At 44.1% G+C, this 25,405-nt stretch carries 19 protein-coding genes, 1 tRNA gene and 1 rRNA gene; 7 read left to right on the forward strand and 14 right to left on the reverse strand.

Annotated elements, in window-relative coordinates:
• Positions 1 to 54: 54 nt before the first annotated feature.
• From ACFSJY_RS14335 to ACFSJY_RS14345, 3 genes are all read right to left on the reverse strand, one after another.
• On the reverse strand, positions 55 to 1,563 hold the full coding sequence (locus ACFSJY_RS14335; RefSeq protein WP_386035583.1) for a S10 family peptidase: 1,509 nt from the start codon (positions 1,561 to 1,563) through the stop codon (positions 55 to 57).
• A gap of 127 nt (positions 1,564 to 1,690) precedes the next feature.
• On the reverse strand, positions 1,691 to 2,404 hold the full coding sequence (locus tag ACFSJY_RS14340; RefSeq protein WP_386035586.1) for a helix-turn-helix domain-containing protein: 714 nt from the start codon (positions 2,402 to 2,404) through the stop codon (positions 1,691 to 1,693).
• A gap of 224 nt (positions 2,405 to 2,628) precedes the next feature.
• Positions 2,629 to 3,558, reverse strand: coding sequence for an SPFH domain-containing protein (locus tag ACFSJY_RS14345; protein WP_386035589.1), 930 nt, complete (start codon positions 3,556 to 3,558; stop codon positions 2,629 to 2,631).
• 291 nt (positions 3,559 to 3,849) lie between these two features.
• On the opposite strand from ACFSJY_RS14345, the gene ACFSJY_RS14350 reads away from it, so the two are divergent.
• Complete coding sequence (locus ACFSJY_RS14350) at positions 3,850 to 6,027, forward strand: S46 family peptidase (RefSeq protein WP_386035592.1); 2,178 nt, start codon at positions 3,850 to 3,852, stop codon at positions 6,025 to 6,027.
• Positions 6,028 to 6,118: 91 nt separating this feature from the next.
• Here ACFSJY_RS14350 and ilvA read toward each other — a convergent pair whose 3' ends face one another.
• The 5 genes from ilvA to ilvG form a co-directional block, all read right to left on the reverse strand.
• The gene (ilvA, locus tag ACFSJY_RS14355; protein ID WP_386035595.1) at positions 6,119 to 7,690 is read right to left on the reverse strand and encodes a threonine ammonia-lyase, biosynthetic; all 1,572 of its coding nucleotides are present in this window, start codon (positions 7,688 to 7,690) and stop codon (positions 6,119 to 6,121) included.
• Positions 7,683 to 9,569: a dihydroxy-acid dehydratase gene (gene ilvD, locus ACFSJY_RS14360; RefSeq protein ID WP_386035598.1), complete on the reverse strand. Its 1,887-nt coding sequence runs from the start codon at positions 9,567 to 9,569 to the stop codon at positions 7,683 to 7,685. The genes ilvA and ilvD overlap by 8 nt, the downstream gene beginning before the upstream one ends.
• Positions 9,570 to 9,750: 181 nt before the next feature.
• On the reverse strand, positions 9,751 to 10,677 hold the full coding sequence (locus ACFSJY_RS14365; protein WP_386035601.1) for a branched-chain amino acid transaminase: 927 nt from the start codon (positions 10,675 to 10,677) through the stop codon (positions 9,751 to 9,753).
• A 52-nt stretch (positions 10,678 to 10,729) separates the two neighbouring features.
• A complete protein-coding gene (ilvM, locus tag ACFSJY_RS14370) occupies positions 10,730 to 10,987 on the reverse strand; it encodes an acetolactate synthase 2 small subunit (protein WP_386035604.1) in 258 nt (85 codons plus the stop codon).
• Positions 10,988 to 11,000: 13 nt separating this feature from the next.
• Positions 11,001 to 12,674 (reverse strand): acetolactate synthase 2 catalytic subunit, encoded by a 1,674-nt coding sequence (ilvG, locus tag ACFSJY_RS14375; protein ID WP_386035607.1) that lies wholly within the window; start codon positions 12,672 to 12,674, stop codon positions 11,001 to 11,003.
• Positions 12,675 to 13,062: 388 nt separating this feature from the next.
• Here ilvG and ACFSJY_RS14380 point away from each other — a divergent pair, with 388 nt between their 5' ends.
• On the forward strand, positions 13,063 to 14,586 hold the full coding sequence (locus ACFSJY_RS14380; RefSeq protein ID WP_386035610.1) for a YifB family Mg chelatase-like AAA ATPase: 1,524 nt from the start codon (positions 13,063 to 13,065) through the stop codon (positions 14,584 to 14,586).
• Here the strand turns inward: ACFSJY_RS14380 and ilvY are convergent.
• Positions 14,563 to 15,459, reverse strand: coding sequence for an HTH-type transcriptional activator IlvY (ilvY, locus tag ACFSJY_RS14385; protein ID WP_386035613.1), 897 nt, complete (start codon positions 15,457 to 15,459; stop codon positions 14,563 to 14,565). The two genes, ACFSJY_RS14380 and ilvY, sit on opposite strands and share 24 nt — an antisense overlap.
• Positions 15,460 to 15,594: 135 nt before the next feature.
• Between ilvY and ilvC the strand changes: the two genes are divergently transcribed.
• The 3 genes from ilvC (at position 15,595) to ACFSJY_RS14400 (ending at position 19,426) form a co-directional block, all read left to right on the forward strand.
• A complete protein-coding gene (ilvC, locus tag ACFSJY_RS14390; protein WP_386035616.1) occupies positions 15,595 to 17,079 on the forward strand; it encodes a ketol-acid reductoisomerase in 1,485 nt (494 codons plus the stop codon).
• Positions 17,080 to 17,235: 156 nt separating this feature from the next.
• Positions 17,236 to 17,421: a hypothetical protein gene (locus ACFSJY_RS14395; protein WP_386035619.1), complete on the forward strand. Its 186-nt coding sequence runs from the start codon at positions 17,236 to 17,238 to the stop codon at positions 17,419 to 17,421.
• A 91-nt stretch (positions 17,422 to 17,512) separates the two neighbouring features.
• Complete coding sequence (locus ACFSJY_RS14400; RefSeq protein WP_386035622.1) at positions 17,513 to 19,426, forward strand: methyl-accepting chemotaxis protein; 1,914 nt, start codon at positions 17,513 to 17,515, stop codon at positions 19,424 to 19,426.
• A gap of 67 nt (positions 19,427 to 19,493) precedes the next feature.
• Here the strand turns inward: ACFSJY_RS14400 and ACFSJY_RS14405 are convergent, their stop codons facing one another.
• The 3 genes from ACFSJY_RS14405 to ACFSJY_RS14415 all read right to left on the reverse strand — a co-directional run bounded on the left by ACFSJY_RS14405 (position 19,494) and on the right by ACFSJY_RS14415 (position 21,556).
• Positions 19,494 to 20,555, reverse strand: coding sequence for an SEL1-like repeat protein (locus tag ACFSJY_RS14405; protein WP_386035625.1), 1,062 nt, complete (start codon positions 20,553 to 20,555; stop codon positions 19,494 to 19,496).
• 154 nt (positions 20,556 to 20,709) lie between these two features.
• Entirely contained in the window at positions 20,710 to 21,276 is a 567-nt protein-coding gene (locus tag ACFSJY_RS14410) for a PEP-CTERM sorting domain-containing protein (protein WP_386035628.1), read from the reverse strand.
• Between the two features lie 148 nt (positions 21,277 to 21,424).
• The gene (locus ACFSJY_RS14415) at positions 21,425 to 21,556 is read right to left on the reverse strand and encodes a hypothetical protein (RefSeq protein ID WP_386035631.1); all 132 of its coding nucleotides are present in this window, start codon (positions 21,554 to 21,556) and stop codon (positions 21,425 to 21,427) included.
• A 92-nt stretch (positions 21,557 to 21,648) separates the two neighbouring features.
• Here ACFSJY_RS14415 and ACFSJY_RS14420 point away from each other — a divergent pair, with 92 nt between their 5' ends.
• Together ACFSJY_RS14420 and ACFSJY_RS14425 are read left to right on the forward strand one after the other, a co-directional pair.
• Positions 21,649 to 23,268, forward strand: coding sequence for a response regulator (locus ACFSJY_RS14420; RefSeq protein WP_386035634.1), 1,620 nt, complete (start codon positions 21,649 to 21,651; stop codon positions 23,266 to 23,268).
• Between the two features lie 99 nt (positions 23,269 to 23,367).
• Positions 23,368 to 24,699, forward strand: a complete 1,332-nt coding sequence (locus ACFSJY_RS14425; RefSeq protein WP_386035637.1) for a spinster family MFS transporter — start codon at positions 23,368 to 23,370, stop codon at positions 24,697 to 24,699.
• A gap of 265 nt (positions 24,700 to 24,964) precedes the next feature.
• Here ACFSJY_RS14425 and ACFSJY_RS14430 read toward each other — a convergent pair.
• Both ACFSJY_RS14430 and rrf read right to left on the reverse strand, forming a co-directional pair.
• Positions 24,965 to 25,049, reverse strand: a tRNA-Tyr gene (locus ACFSJY_RS14430).
• A 43-nt stretch (positions 25,050 to 25,092) separates the two neighbouring features.
• Positions 25,093 to 25,207, reverse strand: a 5S ribosomal RNA gene (rrf, locus tag ACFSJY_RS14435).
• Between the last annotated feature and the right edge of the window lie 198 nt (positions 25,208 to 25,405).

The raw sequence follows: 25,405 nt of genomic DNA on the forward strand, positions 1-25,405 counted from the left end.
GTTACTCTCTTCACTCTCTGCTGTTGTTCTGTTTATAGCAGTTTTGCTATCGACTTAATACTTTGCTGCTTTATTTTTCGCAGGTAAGGACTTAACGATAAATTCACGTAAATGCTGATTTGAATCGCGTAAATCTTCATAACGCAGGTACATCATATGACCACTGCGGTAGCCTTGAAAAGACAAACGGTCTTTCATCAAGCCACTTGGATCAAGCTGCCACATAGTATATTTCGCATCAAAGTAATTAGTCGCGCCATCGTAGTAACCCGCTTGAATCATGACATTCAGATACGGATTCTGTGCCATCGCTTGGCGTAAGTTCTCACCAGTTTTATTGTTAGTGCGATCCCAAGGGCGAACAGGACCAAACATGTTGTATTTGATGTCCGTTTTATATTCGAGTTCTTCGCGCAAATAGTAATTAATTGCTGGCGTGAAGCTATGTAGCCAAGACGTCAGTTCTGCCCAGTAATCGGGACGTTCGCCTACGTTTTTCTTATCAATACCCAAGTAACGTGAATCAAGACGCCCAACCGTCTGCTGGCGGTCACGTAGTAAGGCTTTCCAATAAAACGTTGTCGCGATATCTAAGTTACTGCCAATGACTTCTTCGACTGATAAGCCAGAATAGCGCGCCACTTTTTTAGCAATCGCTTGCTTTTGCTCATCAGAAATAAAGCCACCTTTGGCGAGCGCTGGGATATATTCATTGATGGTAAACGCTTCAACTTCAGGTAACAGTTCGGCTAAGTCTTTCGCCTGTAACTCTTGGTCTAACGCCTTGTGATACCAAGCGGTTGCAGCAAAGTAAGGTAAGCGGTTAGCCGCTTTAACTGGGCCATTGCGCTCAATACCAATATCGGTTGGCGACACTAGCACCACACCATTTAAATACATCCACTGACGGTTTTGTAGCTCAAGTGCTAACCCCGAAACACGGGTTGTGCCGTAGCTTTCACCAATTAAATATTTAGGTGAACGCCAGCGGTCGTTGCGCGAAACAAAGGTATTAATCCATTCCGCGAGATACTTCACATCGGCATTCACACCAAAGAACATTTTCTTTTGCTGCTCTTTCGATGGCATTTTACCGTCTTTGTTCGGCAGTACACGTGAATAGCCAGTATTTACCGGATTCACAAAGACAATATCCGCGACATCAAGCACTGAATATGGATTGGTTTTTACGCCGTATGGCTGCAATGGGAAACCTTCATCATCAACGTTCAAGACTTTCGGTCCCGTGTAGGCAACATGCATCCATACAGAAGCTGACCCCGGGCCACCATTAAATGAGATAAGTAGTGGACGCTTGCCCTTGTCCTTAACATCACTGCGCTGATAATACGTGTAGAACAGGCTTGCTACAGGGTGGCCTTCTTCATCCCAAACAGGCTGAGTACCAGTTGTAGCGGTATAGTTAACTTTCTTACCTTTAATTTTGGTAGTGTGCTTGGTGGTATTACTACTATCAATATCGAGGGTTCTTTGATGCTGTTCTGCCGTTGCAGAAAGTGCAAACACTGAGATGAAGAACAGTGCGATGAATTTTTTAGTCATGACGGCTGCCTATTTATTATCGTAAACAAACAGCCTAGAACATCATGACTTACTTGTCAGAGCAATCACGTTGAGCAGCGCAACTTTTGCGGCAAACGCAGACTTGTAACAAGCTTGTTAATTGCATCTATTTGAACAACTTACGCTCTAGAACAAAGCCAAGTAAACCTGCCGTAAACAGTAAAACACCCAACACTTGCAGCCACGCATTGATAGGTTGAGGTACTTGAACTTCTTTGAAGTGCCGGTAGTAACGTTTACCACCTTCTACTGACTTCTCTACGTACTCCCCCATCCAGGTATCAAATCGAATGCGTTCAACATCCATTCGCTTCGTCATTTCCATTGCCTTCTGCTCACGAAGCTCTCGACTCCCTTTTTTGCCGTTCTCGATCAGGCGTGGCCAATCCCTAAAGATATCTTTTGGCTCACCTTCTAGCACTACTCCATCAGAGGTATATTCATGCTGCACACCTGTAAAAACTGACTTGCTGTAACCTGCATAAAACAACGTAGTGGCCAGCACAATAAGTAAACTTGAGATCAATAAATAGTTACGACGCTGGTTGAATCGATGCGACGTTTGCTTTGCTACCCAATGCTCCACGTCAGGCAATGAAGACAACTTTTGGACACTAGCCGATGAAATACTGCTCATTAATTCATCCAACTCAATATCCAATGCGGTAAGTAGCTTACGCAGCATATCATTAGAGGGCAGCGACTTATCATTTTCTAGTTTAGATAAATACGATTGTTCAATGCCGGCTATTTCAGCCAACTCAGGTTGGCTAAGCTTCTTTTCTTGTCTTAGTAGTTTTAATTGTTCACCTAAATTCATGATTTGTCCTTATTCGTTATTAAAAAGAAAGGCTTAGCCGGCTGCCTTGGACGTTATTCTTAAGGATTCATTGACTAATAAAAAGAAGAATATGTGGGAATGTCAGTGAATAATAGGAATTTTTTGTGCGTTTTCATCACCACCAGTATTTCAATAAACAATTGTGTCCTTGATATAAAAAAGCCAGGCGTCTAACCTGGCTTTATGCGAGGGGCTGTTTAGGGCTACTGCTCTTTCATATTCCACAGAATACCTTGGCCATCACCCATCACCGTTGTGGGCATTTGACCATTCCATTGCTGGGCTTTGACATACTCAACAAGCACTTTACTGGTTTTTATCGCTTCAGCCTTCTCTCGAATGGCCTCTGCCTCTGCCAAACCTTTTAAGCGAATGGCCTCTGCTTCCGCTTTTGCTTCAGTCATAATTGCATATGCAGAACCGTCTGCACGGGCTTTTTCAGCATCACGTTTAGCTTCTGCGGTGTTCACTTCTCGTTGCGCCTCTAATTTTTGACGCTCTAAACGGTGCTTTTCCGCTGCGGCTAAGTTTTTCTCCGTTTGCTTGGTTTCAATGCTTTGCAAGTATTTTGGTGGTAGCACTAGATTTTCGATTTGTGCGCTGTCTAACTTAACCGGAAACTCTGACATTGTAGTTAGCAAGGTTTCTTCAATTTTTTGAATTACTTTGCCTCGGTTCTGCACTATTTCTTCCGCTTTAAAACGCGCCAATGCATCTTTGGCAGCAGAACGTAAGCGCGGGTCAAGAATTCGGTTTTCGAACTGATCTAGACCACCATAGTTTTTATAAAGCTCGAAGGCTTCAGAACGAATCACTGTCCAGTTAACTGACACTTCCGCTTGTACAGGCATCTGCTCGAATGTCGACGCTTTTAAGCTTTCCGCATTTTTTCGAGTACGAATCTCTAATTCTTCTACTGAGTCTGCAAAAGGAACTTTCAAATGAAGACCAGGGTTAACTTGTGTCGTGGCTTCACCAAAGCGCTTAACAATGCCTACATGTCCTTCATCAATGGTGTAAAACACCATCCAAACAATGATAAAAATAACGGCTACTAAGCCGCCACGCTTAAGGTTTTTAACTATTTGAGGGGTGTCGACCGAATCTGTCGTGGTTAATCCTTTACTTAACATAAAAACTCTCCTCTTTAACTGTTTTTACATTGTGCACAAACGCACACGACATAATATGTCATTCTTTTTGGTTTTTTGCAAATCACCCCAAATAACCAGCGGTTATAAAAAGGTGGAAATTTCGCTTGAATATACTAGGTAGTTGCCGGATGCCACTGGAAGGTTTAGCATTGTTTACAATTTTTTAACTTAATGAACTGTTATATTATCTCAATCGCTTTATTTTTCGTTAAGTTATTAGAAATAACGTCTTTCACTTAAAAGCATTATAACCATCTCAGGAATATACATATGTTACACAGAAGATTGCTTAAGGCTCTGTCTTTAGCATCAGTCGTACTGGCAAGTTCAGTGCAAGCTGACGAAGGTATGTGGCAGCCACATCAATTGCAAGAAATCAGCGGTAAGCTAAAAAAAGCGGGCCTAGAGCTGGATCCTACGCAAATGGAAAACTTAAACCAGTTTCCGATGAATGCCATTATCAGCTTAGGCGGTTGCACGGCGTCATTCTTATCTGATCAAGGTTTAGTGGTCACCAACCATCACTGTGCATACGGTTCAATTCAGTACAATTCTTCTGAGGAAGAAAACCTGCTGAAGCAAGGTTTTGTTGCCAAATCACTTGACCAAGAATTACAAGCTGCACCTGGCTCACGCGTATACGTTACCGAGTCATTAACGAATGTAACCGACAAAATTACCGGCACCATTCCAAGTTCAACCAAAGGTGAAGCGTACTTCAAGGCGATAGAGAAAAACGAGAAAGCGCTTGTTGCAGCGTGTGAAACATCACAAGACTACCGTTGTGAAGTTTACAGTTTCCACGGCGGCCTTGAGTACTTCCTTATTAAGCAACTGTCAATTCGCGACGTACGTTTAGTGTACGCTCCGCCTTCAAGCATAGGTAAGTTCGGCGGTGATACGGACAACTGGATGTGGCCACGTCACACTGGTGATTGGGCATTCTACCGCGCTTACGTGAACAAAGACGGTAAGCCTGCGGATTACTCAAAAGATAACGTCCCATTCAAGCCAAAGGCGTTCTTAAAAGTAAATGCCAATGGTGTTGAAAATGAAGATTACGTGATGGTACTTGGCTACCCAGGTCGTACAAACCGCTATCGCATTGCGCAAGAAGTTGAAAACCAATTCAATTGGGTTTACCCAACAGCAAAGCGTTACCGTGAAGAGTACATTGATGTTATTAAAGAAACGGCACCTGCAGGCAGCGAAGCGCGCATCAAATACGAGAGCACATTAGCTGGCCTTGCCAACTACGCGAAAAACTATGGCTCAATGATTGAAAGCTTCAACAAGGGCGATATGTTAGCGCGTAAGCAAAAAGAGCTGAAAGACCTTCAAGCATGGATCAACAGCTCTAAAGCACGCCAAGAAAAGTACGGTAAAGCGCTGACAGAGTTGAATGAACTTGTTGCCCAAGGCCAAGTGAATCAAGAGCGTGATTTAATTTTAGCCTATATTGGCCGTACTAATTTAATCGGTGTGTCTAAGCGTTTATATCGCTTAGCAAATGAACGTCAAAAGCCAGATGCTGAGCGCAAGCAAGGTTACCAAGACCGTGACATGAATCGCTTTAAGCAAGGCATGAAGCGTGTAAATCGTCGCTATGACGCAGGTGTCGACAAAGCCGTGCTAAACCACTTTATCGCGCAATATGCACAACTTCCTGCAACAGAACGCAACGCGACGTTCGACAAATTCTTTGGCATTGATAAAACGTTTGATGCGAAGAAATTGGCAGCTAAGTTAGATCAGATGCACAAAGACACTGAGCTTGACCAGGAAGCTGTGCGTTTAGCGTGGATGGATAAGTCGGTTGAAGACTTCAAAAACAGTAACGACCCGTATATTCAATTTGCCGTTTCTCAATACGAGAACGATCGCAAATTAGAAAAACAAGATGACGAGTTGTTCGGTAAGTTGGCACAAGTACGCCCAGCATTTATGTCAGCAATGATCGCCTACAAGAAAAGCAAAGGCGAACCAGTATACGCTGATGCAAACAGCTCGCTGCGTATTACCTACGGTAATGTTAAAGGCTACTCACCTCAGGACGGTTTAACGGCAACACCGTTTACGACACTTGAAGGTATGCTAGCGAAATATGTTGCGGGTGATGACGAGTTCGACTTGTTCGAAAATATCCGCACAGCAATTGCGAACAAAGATTACGGCAACTACCGCCGCGAAAGCCTTAACTCAGTACCTGTGAACTACTTATCAACACTTGATATCACCGGTGGTAACTCAGGTTCGCCTACACTTAACGGTAAAGGTGAATTTGTCGGCTTAGTATTTGATGGCGTTTACGAATCAATCATCGGCGATTGGGATTACAACCCTAAGCTAAACCGTGCGATTCATACGAGCGTGCCATTTATGCTATGGACCATGGAAAAAATCGATGGTGCGCAAAACATTGTTGATGAAATGACGATTGTTAAATAGTAATCATCAATTAAAGAAACAAAAAGAGCAGCTTTAATCGCTGCTCTTTTTTATTGCCCGTTTATCAATTTATAGACGAATATGCGTGACGTTATTCGCTTTTCAAGAACGCCTGATAAGCGAGGTTTTGTGTTTCTTCATGCCATTCGTAGCCCAGATCTTTAAGATGGCGGAAGAATGCCAATTGGTCTTTGTCAGAGACTTCGAAGCCTGCTAATACTTGTCCAAAAGCAGCACCATGATTTCGATAGTGGAACAAGGTGATATTCCAGTGTTCACCTAACGTATCCAAGAACTTTTCGAGTGCGCCTGGATATTCAGGGAATTGGAAGCGGAAGATACGTTCTTCCACTTTTCTCTCACCTTGACCGCCAATCATGTAGCGGATATGTAACTTAGCCAGCTCATTATCGGTGAAATCTCGCACGGAATAGTTAGCAACACTTAACTGCTTTTGCAGCTCAACACGCTCTTCAACACCGCCTGCAATGCGAACACCAACAAAGATATTGGCTTCACGGTTGCCTGCATAGCGATAGTTAAATTCAGTGATCGCTCGGCCAGACAACTTTTTGCAGAAACGACGGAAAGAGCCTTTTTCTTCCGGAATGGTAACCGCTAGAACCGCCTCTTTTTGCTCACCTAACTCACAACGCTCTGACACATAACGCAGGCTATGAAAGTTCATGTTGGCACCAGACAAAATTGCCGCAAGGTTTTCATCGCCTTTGCTGTGTTGGCAATATTTACTGATACCGGCAAGCGATAAGGCACCAGCAGGCTCAGCTATTACACGCGTCTGTTCAAATATATCCTTGATAGCCGCACATATTTCGTCGCTATTTACCGTGATCACGTCATCACAATGGTCTTTAATCACGTCAAATGTGTGTTGACCTATCCGCTTAACGGCAACGCCGTCTGCAAATAAACCAACGTGACTCAAGTCAGTCGGCTCACCCGACTCCATTGCCGCTTTTAAACAGGCAGAATCTTCAGCTTCAACGCCTATCACCTTAATGTCTGGACGCAGTTGCTTAAGGTAAATCGCCATGCCAGCAAGCAATCCACCGCCGCCTACAGGAATAAACACCGCATCTAATTTTGCGTGTTGTTGCAAAAGCTCTTTCGCAACTGTGCCTTGCCCAGCGATAACATCCACATCATCAAACGGATGAATCAGTGTCTTTTGCTCTTCTTCGGCACATTCGATAGACGCTTGTTGTGCATCATTATAGCTTTTACCAACAAGGCGCACTTCAGCACCCAACCTACGGACATTTTCAACTTTTATGTCTGGCGTGGTAATCGGCATAAATATCGTTGCATTAATGCCTAGTTTACTCGCTGCTAAAGCTAAGCCTTGCGCATGATTACCAGCTGATGCGGCAACCACACCGTGAGTCGTTTGCGCTTCCGGCAAGTTTGCCAACTTATTATACGCACCGCGCAATTTAAACGAATGAACGGGCTGCTGATCTTCACGTTTAAGGAAAATTTGATTCCCCAATCGCGCCGACAATTTTGTCAGCGGCGTTAAGTCTGTCTCTTTCGCGACATCATAAACAGGTGCCAACAAAATACGACGAAGATAATCCACTCTTACATCCTGCAAACGCTGACTGGTGCCAGGTTCAATACTTTGTGTTGCTGCATCATTCATGTTGCCCTCCGCTTGAGCCATTCTCTTGGCTATTACCATCTAGCAACTCTCTATTGCGGACAGCGCCTTTATCGGCACTAGTGGCTAACATGGCGTAATTCTTTAACGCATAGCTGATTGGGCGAACACGATCTTTCGGTTGCCAACCTTTTGGCTTGCTGTTCATCGCGTCACGACGCGCTGCTAATTCACTTTCATCAACGTTTAATTGAATAGTACGGCTTGGAATATCAATATGAATTTCATCACCATTTTCTACTAAGGCTATCGCCCCACCACTTGCTGCTTCTGGTGAAATATGACCAATAGAAAGACCCGAAGTACCACCTGAGAAACGGCCATCCGTGATAAGCGCACAGGCTTTGCCTAAGCCCATCGACTTTAAGTAAGTGGTTGGATACAACATTTCTTGCATGCCCGGACCGCCTTTAGGTCCTTCGTAGCGAATAACCACGACTTCACCCGCGACAACACTGCCATTTAAGATGCCTTCAACCGCATCATCTTGGCTTTCAAACACATGTGCAGGACCTGTAAAGGTCAAGTTATCTTCGGCAACACCTGCTGTTTTAACCACACAACCGTCAAGCGCGATGTTGCCGGACAACACAGCCAAACCACCTTCGGTAGAAAATGCATTCTCTAACGAGCGGATACAACCGTTTTCGCGATCGTCATCCAAAGTATCCCAACGGCAGTCTTGGCTGAATGCTTTCGTTGTGCGAATACCTGCAGGACCAGCGCGGTAGAACTTTTTCACGTCTTCGTCTTCAGTTACTTTCACGTCGTATTTAGCAAGGTGCTCTGACAGTGAGGTACCTAGGACATTGGTCACATTCGTTCTTAGTAACTTGGCGCGTGCTAGCTCACCTAAAATACCTATAACACCGCCAGCACGATGGACATCTTCCATATGGTATTTTTGTGTTGAAGGGGCGACTTTACATAGCTGCGGTACTTCGCGAGATAGCTTGTCCATATCAGCCATGGTGTAATCAATACCCGCTTCTTGCGCGACTGCTAATAAGTGCAAAATAGTATTGGTAGAGCCACCCATCGCGATATCTAAACACATCGCATTGTGCATCGCATCGCGGTTAGCAATATTGCGCGGTAATGCACTTTCATCTTCTTCAAAGTAGTAACGTTTTGTCAGCTCTACAATTTGTTTGCCAGCCTCTAGGAATAACTGCTCACGATCAGCATGGGTGGCAAGCATTGAGCCATTGCCTGGCAATGCTAAACCTAACGCTTCCGCTAAACAGTTCATTGAATTGGCAGTAAACATACCCGAACATGAGCCACAAGTTGGACAAGCAGAGCGTTCAATTTCGGCACTTTGCTCATCGCTTACTGTTGGATCTGCGCCTTGAATCATGGCATCAACCAAATCGAGCTTGATAATTTGATCTGAAAGCTTAGTTTTACCCGCTTCCATTGGTCCGCCCGACACAAAAATCACTGGAATGTTAAGACGCATTGCCGCCATTAGCATGCCCGGCGTGATCTTGTCACAGTTAGAAATACACACCATGGCATCTACACAGTGTGCATTTACCATGTATTCGACTGAATCCGCAATTAAGTCACGTGAGGGTAAGCTATACAACATACCGCTGTGCCCCATGGCAATGCCATCATCCACCGCGATAGTGTTGAATTCTTTTGCGTTAGCGCCGGCTTTTTCAATCGCGCCAGCAACTAACTGTCCCATGTCTTTTAAATGCACATGACCAGGTACAAATTGGGTAAATGAATTAACGACAGCAATAATCGGCTTGCCAAAGTCTTTATCCGTCATTCCGGTTGCACGCCAGAGTGCACGCGCACCCGCCATATTTCGGCCTTGCGTTGACGTTGCTGATCTTAATTTTGGCATTGTTTCTTCCTACTATTGCTCTCGTTAATTTACTTTTGTTTTTACTTTTTAATTAGACTTTGTGTTTACATGTTGAGTGGCTAAATAAGTCGAGATAGTTGGATGGTTTTCGCGGCGGTAGCGCGGAGCCTACACATGTAGGTGAGCACTACCAACAAAGAAAACCACCCAAATAGCCGTCTTATTCGACTGGCTCTAACCAGTTCCACTTATCTTCGGTGCTTCCATCAAAGATACCGAAAAAGGCTTCTTGTAATGACTTAGTCACTGGACCACGTGTACCTTTACCAACAGGCAAACCATCAACCGATTTCACCGGTACGATTTCAGTCGCGGTACCTGTCATGAAGAACTCGTCAGCTAGGTATAATGACTCACGTGAAATTGGCTCTTCACGTACTTCATAACCTAAATCGCGCGCTAGCGTAATCACCGCATCACGTGTTAAACCTGGTAAGATTGATGCCGTGCTAAATGGCGTGTAGATCACATTGTTACGCACTAGGAACAAGTTTTGGCCTGCGCCTTCACTCACCATATTGTTTACGTCTAATGCGATACCTTCGGTGTAACCGTGGCGACCCGCTTCCATTGAGATAAGCTGTGACGATAAGTAGTTACCACCCGCTTTAGCTGCTGTTGGCATCGTGTTTGGTGCTAAGCGATTCCAGCTTGATACACCTACTTCTACACCATTTTCGATAGCGTCCGCGCCTAAGTATGCTTCCCAGCTAAACGCTGCAACCATTAAGTCTGCTTTTGCATCGAGTGGTGGACGAAGACCCATACCAATATCACCCAAGAAAGCTAATGGACGAAGGTATGCTGCTTTTAAACCATTCTTTACTACCGCGTCTTTACATGCTTGGAACACTTCTTCATTCGTGAACGGAATGTCCATGCGATACACTTTCGCTGAATCAAACAAACGATCAACGTGTTCTTGTAATCTGAAAATACAGGTGCCTTTGTGCGTGTTGTAGGCGCGAATACCTTCAAACACTGACGAGCCGTAATGTAGTGCATGACTCATGACATGGACGGTAGCATCAGCCCAAGGGATGAGTTTACCGTTAAACCAAATGAGTTCTGCGCTTACTTTAGCCATAATTTTTCCTATTAATGTTGGTCTTGTGACCTTATCTATTATCCCGCTACTATTATGCGCGACATTGCTGCATAGCGGTATCTTGAATTTCAACTTGATTGATATCGAACAACTTGTTCAGCTGGCAATGCAATTGATCCACCGATTGCTCTGAAGAAACGGTCATTTCTATGTCGAAACACTCGCTCTCTGTTTGCGGAAACATGGTAATACCTGTGACCATAAACCCTCTGTAGCGTGTGACTTGCAGCAGTTTTTCTAACACGGTTGGCTGCTGAGCCGCTGATATCCGTAATGTGTGTTGTTGCATGACTCTCTCCTGACTAGCTAGGTTTATGGGTTTCGATCATTTGATCATTTGCCGTTTCCGGCGGAACAAGTGGCCATACGTTTTCTTCTGCATCAATTTTTACTTGCAGTAAGTAAGGGCCGTTATGCGCGAGCATTTCATCAATTGCTGCTGAGACTTCATCTTTACGCGTGATTTGTTTCGCTTTGATGTCAAAAGCCTGAGCGAGCAGTGTGAATTCTGGGTTATCAGATAGGTCGGTTTCACTTAACCGACCATCAAAAAATAAATCTTGCCACTGGCGAACCATGCCAAGCTTGCTGTTATCAACAAGGACAATCTTTACTGGTAGCTGAAAGCGCTTGATGGTAGACAGTTCTTGGACATTCATCATGAATGAACCATCACCAGAAACCGCAATAATCGTATCCGTTGGGCGGCTAACCTGAGCGCCAATAGCTGCTGGTAATCCAAAGCCCATAGTGCCTAAGCCACCACTACTTAAAAAGTTCTCTGGGCGAGAAAAGTGCATGTGCTGAGCCGCCCACATTTGATGCTGACCAACATCTGTCGTCACTACTGCATCTCTCGGCATTTTGTCAGCGATTTCACGCAATACTTTCGGTGCGTAAATGCCTTCTCCTGGGTGGTTGTAATCCCATGCAAAACTGTCTTTCATATGCTGGCAGTGTGATCGCCAGTCATCGATAGAGAGCGGCATTGCCAACGCTGGTAAGTTAGTTTTTAGCTCGCCAAGAACGGCCGCATCAGCAACTCGACGTTTGCTGATTTCCGCTTGATCGATATCAAAATGAATCACTTTTGCATTCGGTGCAAATTCAGCCAATTTGCCCGTTACACGGTCATCAAATCGAGCACCTACTGCGACCAATAAATCACATTCTTGTACCGCTAGGTTAGCCGCTTTGGTACCGTGCATGCCCAACATACCCAAATAGCTTTCATGGTTTGCAGGAACACTACCCAACCCTTTCAAGGTTGAAACGCTTGGCATGTTAGTAACAGCGAGAAAGTCACGTAATTCCTTAACTGCGCCAGCCATACCGACACCTCCACCTACGTACAAAATAGGCTTTTTAGCTTGGCTCAAAAGGGCTAGTGCAGTCCCCATATTTGCCGGAGCTTGCTGTGTTTCTACTTCACGCGAGTCAACAACCTCCAATGTTTGGGTTACTGGCGCTAATTGGATGTCTTTTGGAATATCAACCAATACCGGACCTTGACGACCCGATAAAGCAATTTCAAATGCTTTGTGCAACGTCGCCGCTAGTTCATTAACATCACGAACTTGAAAGCAGTGTTTAGTGCACGCCAAGCTCAAACCCACGATATCAACTTCTTGGAACGCATCTGAACCCATCGCTTTAGTTGACACTTGGCCTGTGATGGCAACTACCGGTACAGAATCAGCCATTGCGTCTGCTAGACCCGTAATCAGGTTAGTTGCACCAGGGCCAGACGTAGCGAAACACACACCCACTTTATTCGAAGCGCGTGCATAGCCAACCGCTGAAAACGCCGCGCCTTGTTCGTGGCGACAAAGGAAATGCTGTACATCGCTGTCGTACAACGCATCGTAAATTGGCATGATGGCGCCGCCAGGATACCCAAATACGTGTTGCACACTGTGCTGCTTCAATACTTCAAAGAGCAAAGACGCGCCTGTGTGTGTGTTGTCGTTAGCCATGTTGTTTGCCATTTCCCTAGTTAGTCGTTGTTAAGTTTTTGTTTGCCCAAAGAAAAACCCCCGGTCCTTTCGGAGCGGGGGTTTTCGTGTTTTTGCTTTCTCAGAAATTTTTCTAGCGCAACAAACACCCCCGCGATGATTTAATAATCACCACGACGAGAATGTTAATAATCACTACGCTTACGTTTTGCATGTTTATCTAAATTTTCTGAAAAATTATTTAATTCGTTTACCTTTTTAAATTAGTAGCACAGCTTTTAACCACGGTGCAAGCATTTTTCTTATCGTTTTTTAAACAATTTTTTTACCTCGTGTTATAAGTGATTCGCGCGAAGTTCAAATTAGGTCTACACTGGTAAGGAAGTAAGCTGATTTAAAAGGGATTTTTATGTCGTTGGCTTGTGTTTATAGTCGAGCGCGCTTGGGATTAGACGCGCCACTGGTCACTGTCGAAGTTCACATTTCAAATGGATTACCCGCATTCAGTATTGTTGGGTTACCCGAAACCTCCGTAAAAGAATCCAAAGATCGCGTTCGCAGTGCGCTGATTAACTGCGGCTATGAATTTCCCGCCAAGCGCATCACGGTCAACCTTGCACCAGCAGACTTGCCAAAAGAAGGCGGTCGTTTTGATTTACCTATTGCCATAGGCATTCTCATTGCCTCGCAACAGCTCCCTGAACATGAGATCAGTCATTATGAATTTGCTGGTGAACTCGCACTGTCTGGCGAATTGAGACCGATAATCGGTGAAATTCCTTTAGCTTTGGCGTGCAAGGCAAGCGATCGCACACTCATCATTCCAAAAGCCAGTGCAAAAAAAGCACGTTGGATTAACAGTGAAAAGGTCATCGCAATTGAGCACCTCCAACAACTTTTTCCACATTTTGCTCGCCAGCAACAACTCGAGTATTTAACGCCTGCAACACGCACATTTGCGCAGCCTGAATATTCACAGGATATGCAAGATGTCATTGGCCAACCTCTGGCTAAACGTGCACTGGAAATTGCGGCAAGTGGTCAACATAATCTTCTGTTTGTTGGCCCGCCAGGTACCGGAAAAACCATGTTAGCCAGTCGGTTACCGACCATTTTGCCACCAATGACAGAGCAAGAAGCCATAGACACGGCGTGTGTGCATTCTATCAGTCAGCAAGATATTGATGAGCGAACTTGGCGCGTGAGGCCCTTTCGCGCACCGCATCACACGGCTTCATCTGCTGCACTCGTAGGTGGTGGCGGACAACCTAAACCTGGCGAAGTATCTCTTGCACATAACGGCGTATTATTTCTTGATGAACTACCAGAATTCGATCGCAAGGTATTGGATGTCCTCAGGGAGCCCCTCGAAAGTGGTGAAGTGACCATCTCTAGAGCAATGCACAAACAAACTTTTCCCGCACAGTTCCAACTAGTGGCGGCAATGAACCCCAGTCCAACTGGGTTTTACAACGATAAGCGCTCTACGCCTGAACAAACACTGCGTTACTTGAACCGCTTGTCAGGTCCGTTTTTAGATCGTATCGATATACAAATTGAAGTCGCTAGATTGCCGAAAGGCATGTGGGCAAATAGTGAGGCCGTTCAAGAAACATCTGAACAAGTTCGAGAACGTGTCTCTAAGTGCCGGCAACGTCAATTACACCGACAAGGTAAACCGAACGCGCAGCTTACCAGCCCTGAAGTGCGTGAACATTGCAAGCTGTCACACAGCGACAATGAATTCTTAGAGTTAGCGGTAGAAAAACTGGGTTTATCGACTCGAGCGCACCATAAAATTTTGAAAATTGCACGCACGCTTGCCGATATGGAAGCATCGAGTCATATTAAACATGAACACTTGATTGAAGCCCTGTCTTATCGAGCAATGGACCGAATTCTTCGTCATTTAACTGAGGCGGTTGCTGTCTGAAATTGATTGCAAGAATGCTTGAATAAGCGGTTGTTCTTTACGGATATTCAAACAACACACACCTAAGTCAAAGGGTAAAATGCCGTGATTAATATCCAGTGGCTGGACACGGTCTTTCACCGGGCTATGGTCAACAACCACTTGCGGGGCAATGCCAATACCACAGCCCAGGGCGACCATACTGACAATCGCCTCATGCCCCGACACTGTCGCGTAAATATTGGGCTTACCAAACTGCATACTGCGAAACCATTTTTCAAATCGTGTTCTCGCCGAGCCATGCTCAGGCAATATCACCGGTATTTCGGACCAATTGATCATTGGCGCCTGCAATTGCTGTTGAACGTTGCAAGCCATGGTGGGCGCAATGATATTGAGTGGTACTTGCTCAATATGATGAAAATGATAACCACTGGATAAGTTCTCTGGCATTGCAGCAATTGCTATATCTGCGTCTTGTTGCTGAACATGAGGTAGTGCATCTGCGGCATCCCCTGTTGTTAGCATTAACTCAACCAACGGATGTTGCTGGCGAAAGCTATCGATTAACGCTGGTAAATGACTGTATGCTGCCGTTACTGAGCAGTAAATATGTAGCTGTCCCGTTAGTTGTGCTTGCTGTTGGTTGAGTGAAAGTTTGAGTAAATCTAACTGTTCAAGTTGCTGCTCGGCAAACTGTTTCAACTGCTCACCCGCTTCGGTCAACTTAACGGTGCGGTTATCTCGATGTAATAGTTGGCATCCAAGCTCTTCTTCAAGACGACTTATCGTTCTGCTCAACGTTGATGGACTGACATAAAACTGCTCTGCCGTTTGGGCAAAGTGTAACTTTCTCGCCAAATGATGAAACATTGCCAGTGCTTTTGTATCCATAGCGCCTATCACCGCAGGTTATTGCATTATTTGCAACATATTAATGCATATAATTCACTTTAAGCAACATGGTTTGGTGCGTTATGGTCTAGCCAACAATTAAATTTATCTTTTTATCTTCATACGGAGCTAGCCATGGCTAACTACTTCAATACATTAAGCTTACGTGAGCAATTGGCTCAATTAGGTAAGTGTCGTTTCATGAAACGCGACGAATTTGCAGACGGTTGTAACTTCATCAAAGACTGGAACATTGTCATTGTCGGTTGTGGTGCTCAGGGCCTAAACCAAGGTTTGAACATGCGCGATTCAGGGCTAAATATTAGCTATGCATTGCGTGAAGCAGCCATTGCTGAAAAGCGTCAATCTTGGCGCTGGGCAACAGAAAACGGCTTTACCGTTGGTACTTACGAAGAGTTAATTCCACAAGCAGATTTAGTGCTTAACTTAACGCCGGATAAACAACATACATCAGCAGTAAGCGCAGTAATGCCGCTGATGAAGCACGGCGCAACATTGTCGTACTCTCACGGTTTCAACATTGTTGAAGAAGGCATGCAAGTACGCCCTGATATCACTGTAGTGATGGTAGCACCTAAGTGCCCAGGCACAGAAGTTCGCGAAGAGTACAAACGTGGTTTTGGTGTACCAACCTTGATTGCTGTTCACCCTGAAAATGATCCGAATGGCAACGGTTTAGCCATCGCTAAAGCGTATGCGTCAGCGACAGGTGGTGACCGAGCTGGCGTACTAGAATCATCTTTCATTGCGGAGGTGAAATCTGACTTAATGGGTGAGCAAACTATCCTGTGTGGTATGTTGCAAACAGGCGCTATCCTTGGTCACCAGCAGCTCGTCGCGAACGGTATTGATGCTGGTTACGCTCGTAAATTAATTCAGTACGGATGGGAAACGGTTACCGAAGGTCTGAAGCACGGTGGCATCACTAACATGATGGACCGTTTATCAAACCCTGCCAAAATCAAAGCCTATGATATGGCAGAAGAGTTAAAAGGTATCTTGCGTCCATTATTTGAAAAGCACATGGATGACATCATAGAAGGCCACTTCTCAAAAACCATGATGGAAGACTGGGCAAATGATGACAACAACCTACTAACGTGGCGTGCTCAAACCGCTGAAACGTCGTTTGAATTGGCACCAGACAGTGACACTGAAATCACTGAGCAAGAATACTATGATCGCGGTATTTTCCTTGTTGCCATGATCAAAGCAGGTGTTGAGCTCGCATTCGAAACTATGGTTGCGGCAGGTATTATTGAAGAGTCTGCATACTACGAATCACTTCACGAAACACCTTTGATCGCGAACTGTATTGCCCGTAACAAGCTTTATGAAATGAACGTAGTTATTTCAGATACAGCAGAATACGGTAACTACTTGTTTAGCCATGCTGCAGTGCCATTATTATCAGATTTTGTGAGTAAATTGAGCCTAGAAGACCTAGGTGAAGGTTTAGCATCAAGCTCAAATGGCGTTGATAACGTGCGATTAATCGAAGTAAACGATGCCATTCGCAACCACAGTGTTGAGGTTGTAGGTAAAGAACTTCGCGGTTACATGACTGACATGAAACGCATTGTTGAGGCTAGCCTATAGCCTCAACGCAACCAAATTGCTCGCTGCAATAGGGCGATACCGAGGTCGTAAGCAAACGACTAGCGCTGGTATCGCCCACTTCCTTTCTCATTATTTCTGATTGATCTTTAAGCACTTCATGCCCGTAGAGCCTTTATCAAGTACAAAGGTAATACTATGGATACTCAACTACGCAAGGCATGGTTGCAACTGGGTATCAAGGATGAAGAACTCGCCCCACTACTAAACTTTAATGCAGAGCAATCACGCGCCGTGATCGCTATGATGGTTAACGATGAAAGTCTCTCATCCCAACTTAGAGCGATCGCTAAAAACACTGCTGATTCACTCGCTTATGATTAGTTCAGTTACTTACTAGACGGTCAACTTTTCTAGTTTCATTTACGCAGCATCTGGTACAATAAAAGTACATTTTATTGTCAGGTGTTGTCTCGTGGTATTGTCAATTAACCAAAAAATTACGTTTGCACTTCTGTTCAGTGTTCTTCTTACCGCCCTTCTGATTGGCTCCTTCAGCCAATGGGCAGCACGTGATGTTGTTGAATCGCGTCTACTCGAAAAAGAACTCCCAAACACCATGAAACAAATCAGTGGTGAAATCGACAAAGAAATAGCATTAATGCATGGCGTAGCTAAGCAAATTGCCAGCGATCCCTTCATCTTAAGCTGGTATGCAAATGGTGCAGATAAAGCTGGTGAAGCCCTCGTTCTAGAGAAGCTTACCAAACTAGCTAACGACAATGGTTACAGTAAAACGTCATTTGCAGATCGACCAAGTGGCAACTATTGGAATCAAGAAGGTTTTCTGAGACAACTGCAAAACAATAGTGAAGATGGCTGGTTCTTTGCGTATAGGGATAGTGGTCAAGCATCATCCGTTAGCATATACATCTATCCCGATGGCAAAAATATCGATCTGTTTGTGAATTACCAGCAACTCAACGGCAAAGGGCTTGCTGGAATTGCTAAATCGTTCGAAGATGTCGCTAAGCTCTTGAGAGCGTTTAAGTTAGAACAAACAGGCTATGTATTTTTAGCTGACAAAAGCGGTACGATTCAACTACACAACAACAAACAATTAATCGGTAAAAATGTTTCCGATGTCTACGGGACAGACGCAGCAAAATTACTGAATACCAGAGAGTATAATCAGATCACTGCCGAATCTGCTGGTGAGCCTTTACTCGTTACCTCTAGCTATGTACCGAGCGCAGAGTGGTTTGTTATTGGTCAAGTACCAGAGGCTGAGGTATACCAATCACTGAATGATACCACAGTGAAAATGATTATTTGGACGCTTGTTGTTGCCATCGCCGCTGCTGCTGCGTCGATGTTCATCGCACGCTCGATTACGCAACCTATCGCTAAGCTGGCAGAGCTGTTTACTCAGATGGGTCAAGGTGAAGCTGACCTAAACTATCGCCTTCCTGAAAGCGGGCAACAAGAATTGGTTAAAGTTGCCACAGGGTACAACGCCTTTATTAGCAAATTGGCAGAGCTTTTTGAAACGGTAGCTAAATCTAGCCACGCATTACGTGCTACTGCCGATGCATTGGCTACAAAAGCGCAGCAGACACAGAATAGCGCCGCCAATAACGACGAAAATACTCAGCATATCTCTCATGCGTTATCACAGATTAACATCACCGTTTCCGAAATTGCAGAAAACGCAGTACAAGCGTCTGATCTAGCGGAGAATGTGAGAGAAAACGGTAATGCCATTGCAGAAGTTATCGTCAACACTAAATCAGATATCGACCAATTAGGGACTAAGATCCACGACGTTTCCAATGTTATTGCAACGTTAACGGAAAATACGGAAACCGTAGCTCAGGCATTAAGCGTAATTGAGGCGATCTCGGACCAAACAAATCTACTTGCACTGAACGCCGCGATTGAAGCAGCGCGTGCAGGTGAACACGGACGAGGCTTTGCAGTTGTCGCAGAAGAGGTGCGTAGTCTTGCAGGTAAAACTGCCGACTCGACAACCCAGATTCAGGCCATTATGGAAAAGCTTCAACAAACATCGACAGCCGCTACAGCAGAAATAGAGGGCATTGTTGCTCAGTCTGCCAATACCACAGAATCAATCAGTAAAGCAGAAGAAAAACTTGAGGCAAGTAGCGAACTAACGCACAAAATCTCTGATACTAATCATGTCGTTGCAACAGCAACCGAAGAGCAGGCGATTACTTTGAATGACATTAACACCAATATGTCAGATATCAGGGCAATTTCTGAAGAGAATATGCAAAATGTTCAGGCCATTGCCGACAGTACAGAACAACTAAATGAGCTGGCAGAAACACTAGACTCACTAGTGACGCAATTCGAGCACCGCAAATAAAAAAGCGGTGCCTAGCACCGCTTTCTCCTATAAATATTACTCGGCGTTAGCGCTCTACTCATCTTCATTAATCAATAAACGGCTTACCTTGATGGTTCACTGTTAAGTTAACACCGTTATCCAACAAACGCTGATAGAAGGCATTCACATCACAGCCTTTTGTTTGACTGCATACAATAGTGAATTTTTTCACTGCACGCTCATTGCTTTGAAGAGATGCAGACTCTAGCCAATAAAGCGCTTTGTGAAAATTAGGCTCAACCACTTCACCTGCCATATAGTATTCAGCCAACTTCATTTGTGCCAAGCTAAAGCCCATGTTGGCTGATTTTTCGTAACGCTGAAACGCCTCCACTTCATGGTCTTGTAGATAATTCGCTTCTTCAAACGCTAACCCAGATGCATACTCTCGTTCACCAGGAATATATGTGGCACCAACGCGGTATCCTGTGTCATTAATAACAAAATTACCAAACAACATATTCCCTTCCGGTCGAGCCGCTTCAGTCACACCGCCAGCCTCATATAACGCATTAAGCTTGGTGATGCGCAAGTTTAGGTGATTCTTACCGAAGTAATTAAATGCTCGAGTTTGTCCCGAAGCAATAGCATCTCTGAATGATGACTCATGACGATAGTAGAAGTTACCTACCGCAAGTGAAACGGTATCGCCGGTCAAATCAACAACTTTAGCAACACGGTATCGCTGATGAGGGCGCAAATCGTCAGATAAATGCCTGTAATCAATCATCATAAAGTCATTGATTTGCGGATAACTTACAATTTTTTCGGTTTGCAACGTGTGCGCGTTGTCAGCTTGATACCAATAGTAAGCGCCATAAGCAATTAGAAAGACACCGAGGAACTTCAGTAAAAAATGGTAGATGGTGAAAACAGAGCCAGAAAGCTTTTGATAGAGTTCACTCGCCATGTCTTGGCGCTCTGCAATATGCAGACATTCTGTGCATTCTAAGCGCACACTTTTACCGACGGGAAACAGAGGCAAGCTTTCCAAAATCAGGTAGGTATATTTTATGGCGCCTTTAACGTGGTGCTTTTCATTGCCACAATAAGCGCACTTGTGCCCGTAAGTTACACCGCCATTAATGACTGATTCACTGTATTCCATTACGCCCCCTAATCATTTGTTACATTGTTATAACAAATGCTCGAATTTCCTTCAACGAGTTTTACTAAAGGTTTCGTATTTTACGATTTATAATATATGAGCCTAAAAAAAGCGCCATTAAGGCGCTTTTTCCGTTCGATTTACGAAGACCAACTTAAGCTTTTCGTCGTGCACCAAACGCTAAAAGACCTAAACCAAACAACGCAATGCTTGCTGGCTCCGGAATAGCCGTACCGTAAAACATAGCATTAACTTGGTATGTTTCTGCGATACCGCCTTGTGTACCAGAAGCAAGTGAGATGCTTGTGAATGATTCATCCGAAATAAAGCCCCAGAACTGTCCAGCAAATGAATCTGGGATTTCTTGCGTTAGCACTTCACCTGAAGACAAAGTAATTTGCAAACCTAAGCCAGCTCCACCTGGTGATAAGTCCCAAAGTCCGCCGAAGGCATTAACGTTGCTGTTGAATTCAATAAGTGTATCCTGCATTGATGCAGTCAAACGGTCATACATACGTCCCGCACCGATATCAAACTCTGACGCACTAGAACTGATAGCTAAACCATTCGCTAATACGGCTGAATCAAAGTTCTCAGTATGATATTGAGCTACATTGGCTTCCCAATCGGCTTGATCGGTATAGAAGATAATACCTGCTTGTGCAGAAGTAGTTAATACTGATGCCATCAACAAGATAGCTGTTAATACTATGTTTTTCATGCAAATTCCTTATTACTAATAATATGACTGCGGTGCATTGTTTCTGTCATAAGCAAAAAGCAATCCAGAATTAATATTGTTAATATTATCAATGACTAAAAAACATCCAACAAAAACAGATCCGAGCAGTGTAAAAATATTAAACAGTCTAGAGAATACTGATTCGCGCTAATATCGCTTTGTATACATGAGGAAACTCCAAGATATAGGGCAAGCGCTTTTGGGTTAATATGCGGGTATCTTGGAGAGTATCTAGGGATGAAACGTTTTGTTCTTTCATCAACTAAGCTAAAGCCAAGCCGCTAAAATCGTAGACAATATGGTTTATTTCCGATAAAACACAATGAGTAGTTTTTGGTCAGTAGGTAAAGGATGTCTACCACAGATTATCGTGACAAAAGGTTTTTGATCGTAGATAGCCTGAAGCCGTCTAGGGATGTACTGAAAAAATTTGCTTTTAATCTCGAGCCAGAAGTTGTCGAGGCGAGCGGATACGCTAACGACATTGTATTGAGGTGCTCAGAGAACCATTATGACGTATTGCTATTGGGTTATGACTTAGGCGAGAGTCAGAAAAATGGGCAGCAATTGTTGGAAGAGTTGCGCACCAACGGGCTTATCAACCGGCAGTCCATTGTCATTTTGATCACCGCAGAAAACTCACAATCTATGGTATTGGCGGCGTTAGAGCACAAGCCAGATGATTACCTCACCAAACCCTATCGGATAAAAGACCTCCTTGATCGACTCGACCGATGCTACAAGAAAAAGCGTAGGATGGAGCCCATATACAAAGCGCTTGATAACAAGAGTCCATCTGCAGCAATACAGCTTTGTGATGAGGCGATTAAGAATAACACGCCTTATGTGCATGAATGCTATGGCATAAAATCCAGACAACTTTTTGAACAAGACAAGCTTAGAGAAGCCGCAGATATATATTATCGTTTTGAAACTGAACGGAATTGTCAGTGGGCAACAATTGGGCTTGGAAAAATAGCACTAAAGAAAGAAAAGTACCCCGAAGCCATCAGCTATTTTGCAAATTTAATTGATCGACATCCTCTTTACTTATCTTCTTATGATTGGCTTGCCACAACTTACGAGAACATAGAACAGTACATTAAAGCACAGGAAGTCCTTGAGGAAGCGATAAAGCTATCACCATTATCCGTCAAACGACTAGAACGCTACGCTAAGCTTTGTCTAGACAATGGAGACTTTGCAAAAGCAACAAAAGCGTTTGATCAGAACTATCAACTATCGTGTAACTCTATTCACCATAAGCCTGAAAATGCCTTCAATTTTTCTCATGCACTGAATCAGCTAGCCAGCGACCTCAGCGACTATCAGCTAAAGCTCAAGAAAAACCGTGTTGTAAACGCATTAAGCGAAACAAATAAAACCTTCAATCAACTGGGTGTGAAACTGCAATCTCATTTACACACGGTTAGGCTAATGCTTAAAACACACGACGAATATGACGCACGTCGCTTGTTAGGTTCAACAGAAACGCTGATAGAAAAAGTCAGTGATGAGCTTGATTCAAAAGCACTCGTCGGCCTGTCCAAGTTACTCGTTGAGCTCGATCGCAAGGGCACCGCAAATGAACTGATTGCCCAACTAGTGGAGAAAGATCCGGACAATGTCCAAGCTATCATAGAACTCGATAGCATCTGTGATGATTCTTTACGAAAAGAAGACCAAGCGGTTGCTCAAAATGCAATCAGCCTAGCAATAAAACATTTTCGGGCACAAGACTATGGTAAATCACTGAGTGGCCTAAAGGCTGCCATGCAACTTTATCCAAACCATATAGGAATAAAGCTCAACACCATACAAGTACTGCTAGCGTTATACAAAGAGTCTGGCAAACAACAAAGGCTTGGTGAAGCGTCAAAGCTCCTGTCATCGCTCGTCGGCTTGCCAACAAGCCACACGGGATATCACCGATACAAATTACTAGAAAAACAATATAACTCGCTTAAATAAGGAACTATTTATAAAACTTATACTTATCAGCCGTTTATTGACATAGCCAACAATACCCCTGTATATATTTTAAGCACCCCAAAAAACTAGGTTGATTACATGGAAGGGCAAAGTGTTAAAAAGCAACACACGACAGGCAATGATATTTCTTCTCAATTATCACCGCAAAACTCTTCTCCGGCACAAAGAAGCTACGCACTTATCTTATTGACCGTTGTATATAGCTTTAACTTTATCGACCGACAATTGCTTGCAATTCTGCAAGAGGGTATTAAAGCAGATCTTGGACTATCAGACAGTCAGTTAGGGTTACTTACCGGCTTTTCTTTTGCACTTTTCTATGTCATTGCAGGCATTCCTATCGCTAAATGGGCGGATAATGGCAACCGAAAAAACATCATATCTATAGCGCTTTTCTTATGGAGCTTGATGACTGCGATCAGTGGTTTTGTTCAAAATTATCTTCAATTATTGTTAGCGCGGATTGGAGTTGGTATTGGCGAAGCAGGTGGCAGCCCGCCATCCCACTCGATTATTTCAGATATCTATCCCCCAGAAAAAAGAGCCAGCGCGATAGGTTTTTATTCTACTGGGGTTAATATCGGTATTCTTTTTGGCTTTTTACTTGGTGGTTGGCTCAACGAAGTATTTGGCTGGCGAACAGCTTTTATCGTGGTAGGCGCTCCTGGAATTTTACTAGCTGCTGTGGTGTGGTTAACGCTTAAAGAACCTGTCAGAGGACTGATGGAAAATAAAATAGCGAGCAAAGACACGCCTTCTTTCAAATCCGTATTACATCTATTGTTTAGCAGAAAATCTTTTGTGCATCTGGCGCTAGCTTCAGCTTTAACAGCCTTTGTCAGCTATGGCTTAGTCAGTTGGGCAGCATCATTTATGATCCGCATTCATGCAATATCAACCACAGAGCTAGGCATATGGTTAGCGATGATAATTGGCGTAGGTGGCGCCATAGGTGTATTTGGTGGTGGTGTTGCGGCAGACAAATTAGCGAGGAAAGATCAACGTTGGTACAGTTGGTTACCCGCGTTATCTGGGCTTATTGCTTTACCCTTTTTGATCGCATTTTGTCTCGCTAGTTCAAAGAACATTGCACTCATGTGTATGGTGATACCCGGTATTATGGCAAATGTATATTTAGGCACTGTCATTGCAACTACACACAACCTCGTCGGCCTAAAAATGCGTGCGATGTCATCAGCGATACTTTTTCTTATCCTGAACATTATCGGGCTAGGGTTAGGTCCATGGATAATAGGCATCCTAAGCGACCTTCTAAGCGACGATTACGGTAAGGAATCTCTAAGATACGCGATGCTCTATGTATTGCCGTTTGTGAGCTTTTGGTCTGTCTGTCACTTCTATCGATCAGCGCGGTACTTAAAGCAAGACCTGGCAAATGCGCCAGACTAAGGATACCAAAAGGTATTGAGCAAATATTAAGCATAAAAAAGCCCGGAATAGTCGGGTTGGATAGTAAGTTGAGTAGGACTATTTCGGGCTACAGCCCACGACGCTAGCCACACTTCATGTGTTCAAAATTGTTCGACGTGAAAGGCCTCACTAATGTCGCGATGCCATGGATGGCAAGGAGCGACCCGACAATTATGTCGAGTCAAGGCTATCATCACATATTCAAGACATAAAAAAACCGTCCAATAGGACGGTTTATTTTATATGGTGGAGGGAGGTGGATTCGAACCACCGAAGGCGGAGCCGTCAGATTTACAGTCTGATCCCTTTGGCCACTCGGGAACCCCTCCAAAACGGGATAAAGCCCAGTTTTCACTGGGCTTTGTAATAAGTGCCTAGCAATGACCTACTCTCACATGGGACCTCCCACACTACCATCGGCGCAGTTACATTTCACTTCTGAGTTCGGCATGGGATCAGGTGGTTCTATAACGCTATTGTCGCTAGGCGAAACTTGTATTTACCGCCTAAGCAGTAAATCACAATTCGGAATTCTGTATATATCGTAATTCAGCATACGAGTACGTGACTCATATTTAATGACTTGTCAGTCTACAAAACCACTTGGGTGTTGTATGGTTAAGCCTCACGGGCAATTAGTATCAGTTAGCTCAAGGCCTCACAACCCTTACACACCTGACCTATC

This window comes from Thalassotalea euphylliae (assembly GCF_042682785.1).
In the GTDB taxonomy this organism is placed as follows: Bacteria; Pseudomonadota; Gammaproteobacteria; order Enterobacterales; family Alteromonadaceae; genus Thalassotalea_F; species Thalassotalea_F euphylliae.

Excerpts from the sequence above, each read along its gene's own strand:
- ilvG (WP_386035607.1), bottom strand. The coding sequence starts at position 12,674 with ATGGCTAACGACAACACACACACAGGCGCGTCTTTGCTCTTTGAAGTA.
- ilvC (WP_386035616.1), top strand. The coding sequence starts at position 15,595 with ATGGCTAACTACTTCAATACATTAAGCTTACGTGAGCAATTGGCTCAA.
- ilvY (WP_386035613.1), bottom strand. The coding sequence starts at position 15,459 with ATGGATACAAAAGCACTGGCAATGTTTCATCATTTGGCGAGAAAGTTA.
- ACFSJY_RS14380 (WP_386035610.1), top strand. The coding sequence starts at position 13,063 with ATGTCGTTGGCTTGTGTTTATAGTCGAGCGCGCTTGGGATTAGACGCG.
- ACFSJY_RS14425 (WP_386035637.1), top strand. The coding sequence starts at position 23,368 with ATGGAAGGGCAAAGTGTTAAAAAGCAACACACGACAGGCAATGATATT.
- ilvD (WP_386035598.1), bottom strand. The coding sequence starts at position 9,569 with ATGCCAAAATTAAGATCAGCAACGTCAACGCAAGGCCGAAATATGGCG.
- ACFSJY_RS14395 (WP_386035619.1), top strand. The coding sequence starts at position 17,236 with ATGGATACTCAACTACGCAAGGCATGGTTGCAACTGGGTATCAAGGAT.
- ilvM (WP_386035604.1), bottom strand. The coding sequence starts at position 10,987 with ATGCAACAACACACATTACGGATATCAGCGGCTCAGCAGCCAACCGTG.
- ACFSJY_RS14345 (WP_386035589.1), bottom strand. The coding sequence starts at position 3,558 with ATGTTAAGTAAAGGATTAACCACGACAGATTCGGTCGACACCCCTCAA.
- ACFSJY_RS14405 (WP_386035625.1), bottom strand. The coding sequence starts at position 20,555 with ATGGAATACAGTGAATCAGTCATTAATGGCGGTGTAACTTACGGGCAC.
- ACFSJY_RS14420 (WP_386035634.1), top strand. The coding sequence starts at position 21,649 with ATGTCTACCACAGATTATCGTGACAAAAGGTTTTTGATCGTAGATAGC.
- ACFSJY_RS14335 (WP_386035583.1), bottom strand. The coding sequence starts at position 1,563 with ATGACTAAAAAATTCATCGCACTGTTCTTCATCTCAGTGTTTGCACTT.
- ACFSJY_RS14350 (WP_386035592.1), top strand. The coding sequence starts at position 3,850 with ATGTTACACAGAAGATTGCTTAAGGCTCTGTCTTTAGCATCAGTCGTA.
- ilvA (WP_386035595.1), bottom strand. The coding sequence starts at position 7,690 with ATGAATGATGCAGCAACACAAAGTATTGAACCTGGCACCAGTCAGCGT.
- ACFSJY_RS14410 (WP_386035628.1), bottom strand. The coding sequence starts at position 21,276 with ATGAAAAACATAGTATTAACAGCTATCTTGTTGATGGCATCAGTATTA.
- ACFSJY_RS14415 (WP_386035631.1), bottom strand. The coding sequence starts at position 21,556 with ATGAAAGAACAAAACGTTTCATCCCTAGATACTCTCCAAGATACCCGC.
- ACFSJY_RS14365 (WP_386035601.1), bottom strand. The coding sequence starts at position 10,677 with ATGGCTAAAGTAAGCGCAGAACTCATTTGGTTTAACGGTAAACTCATC.
- ACFSJY_RS14340 (WP_386035586.1), bottom strand. The coding sequence starts at position 2,404 with ATGAATTTAGGTGAACAATTAAAACTACTAAGACAAGAAAAGAAGCTT.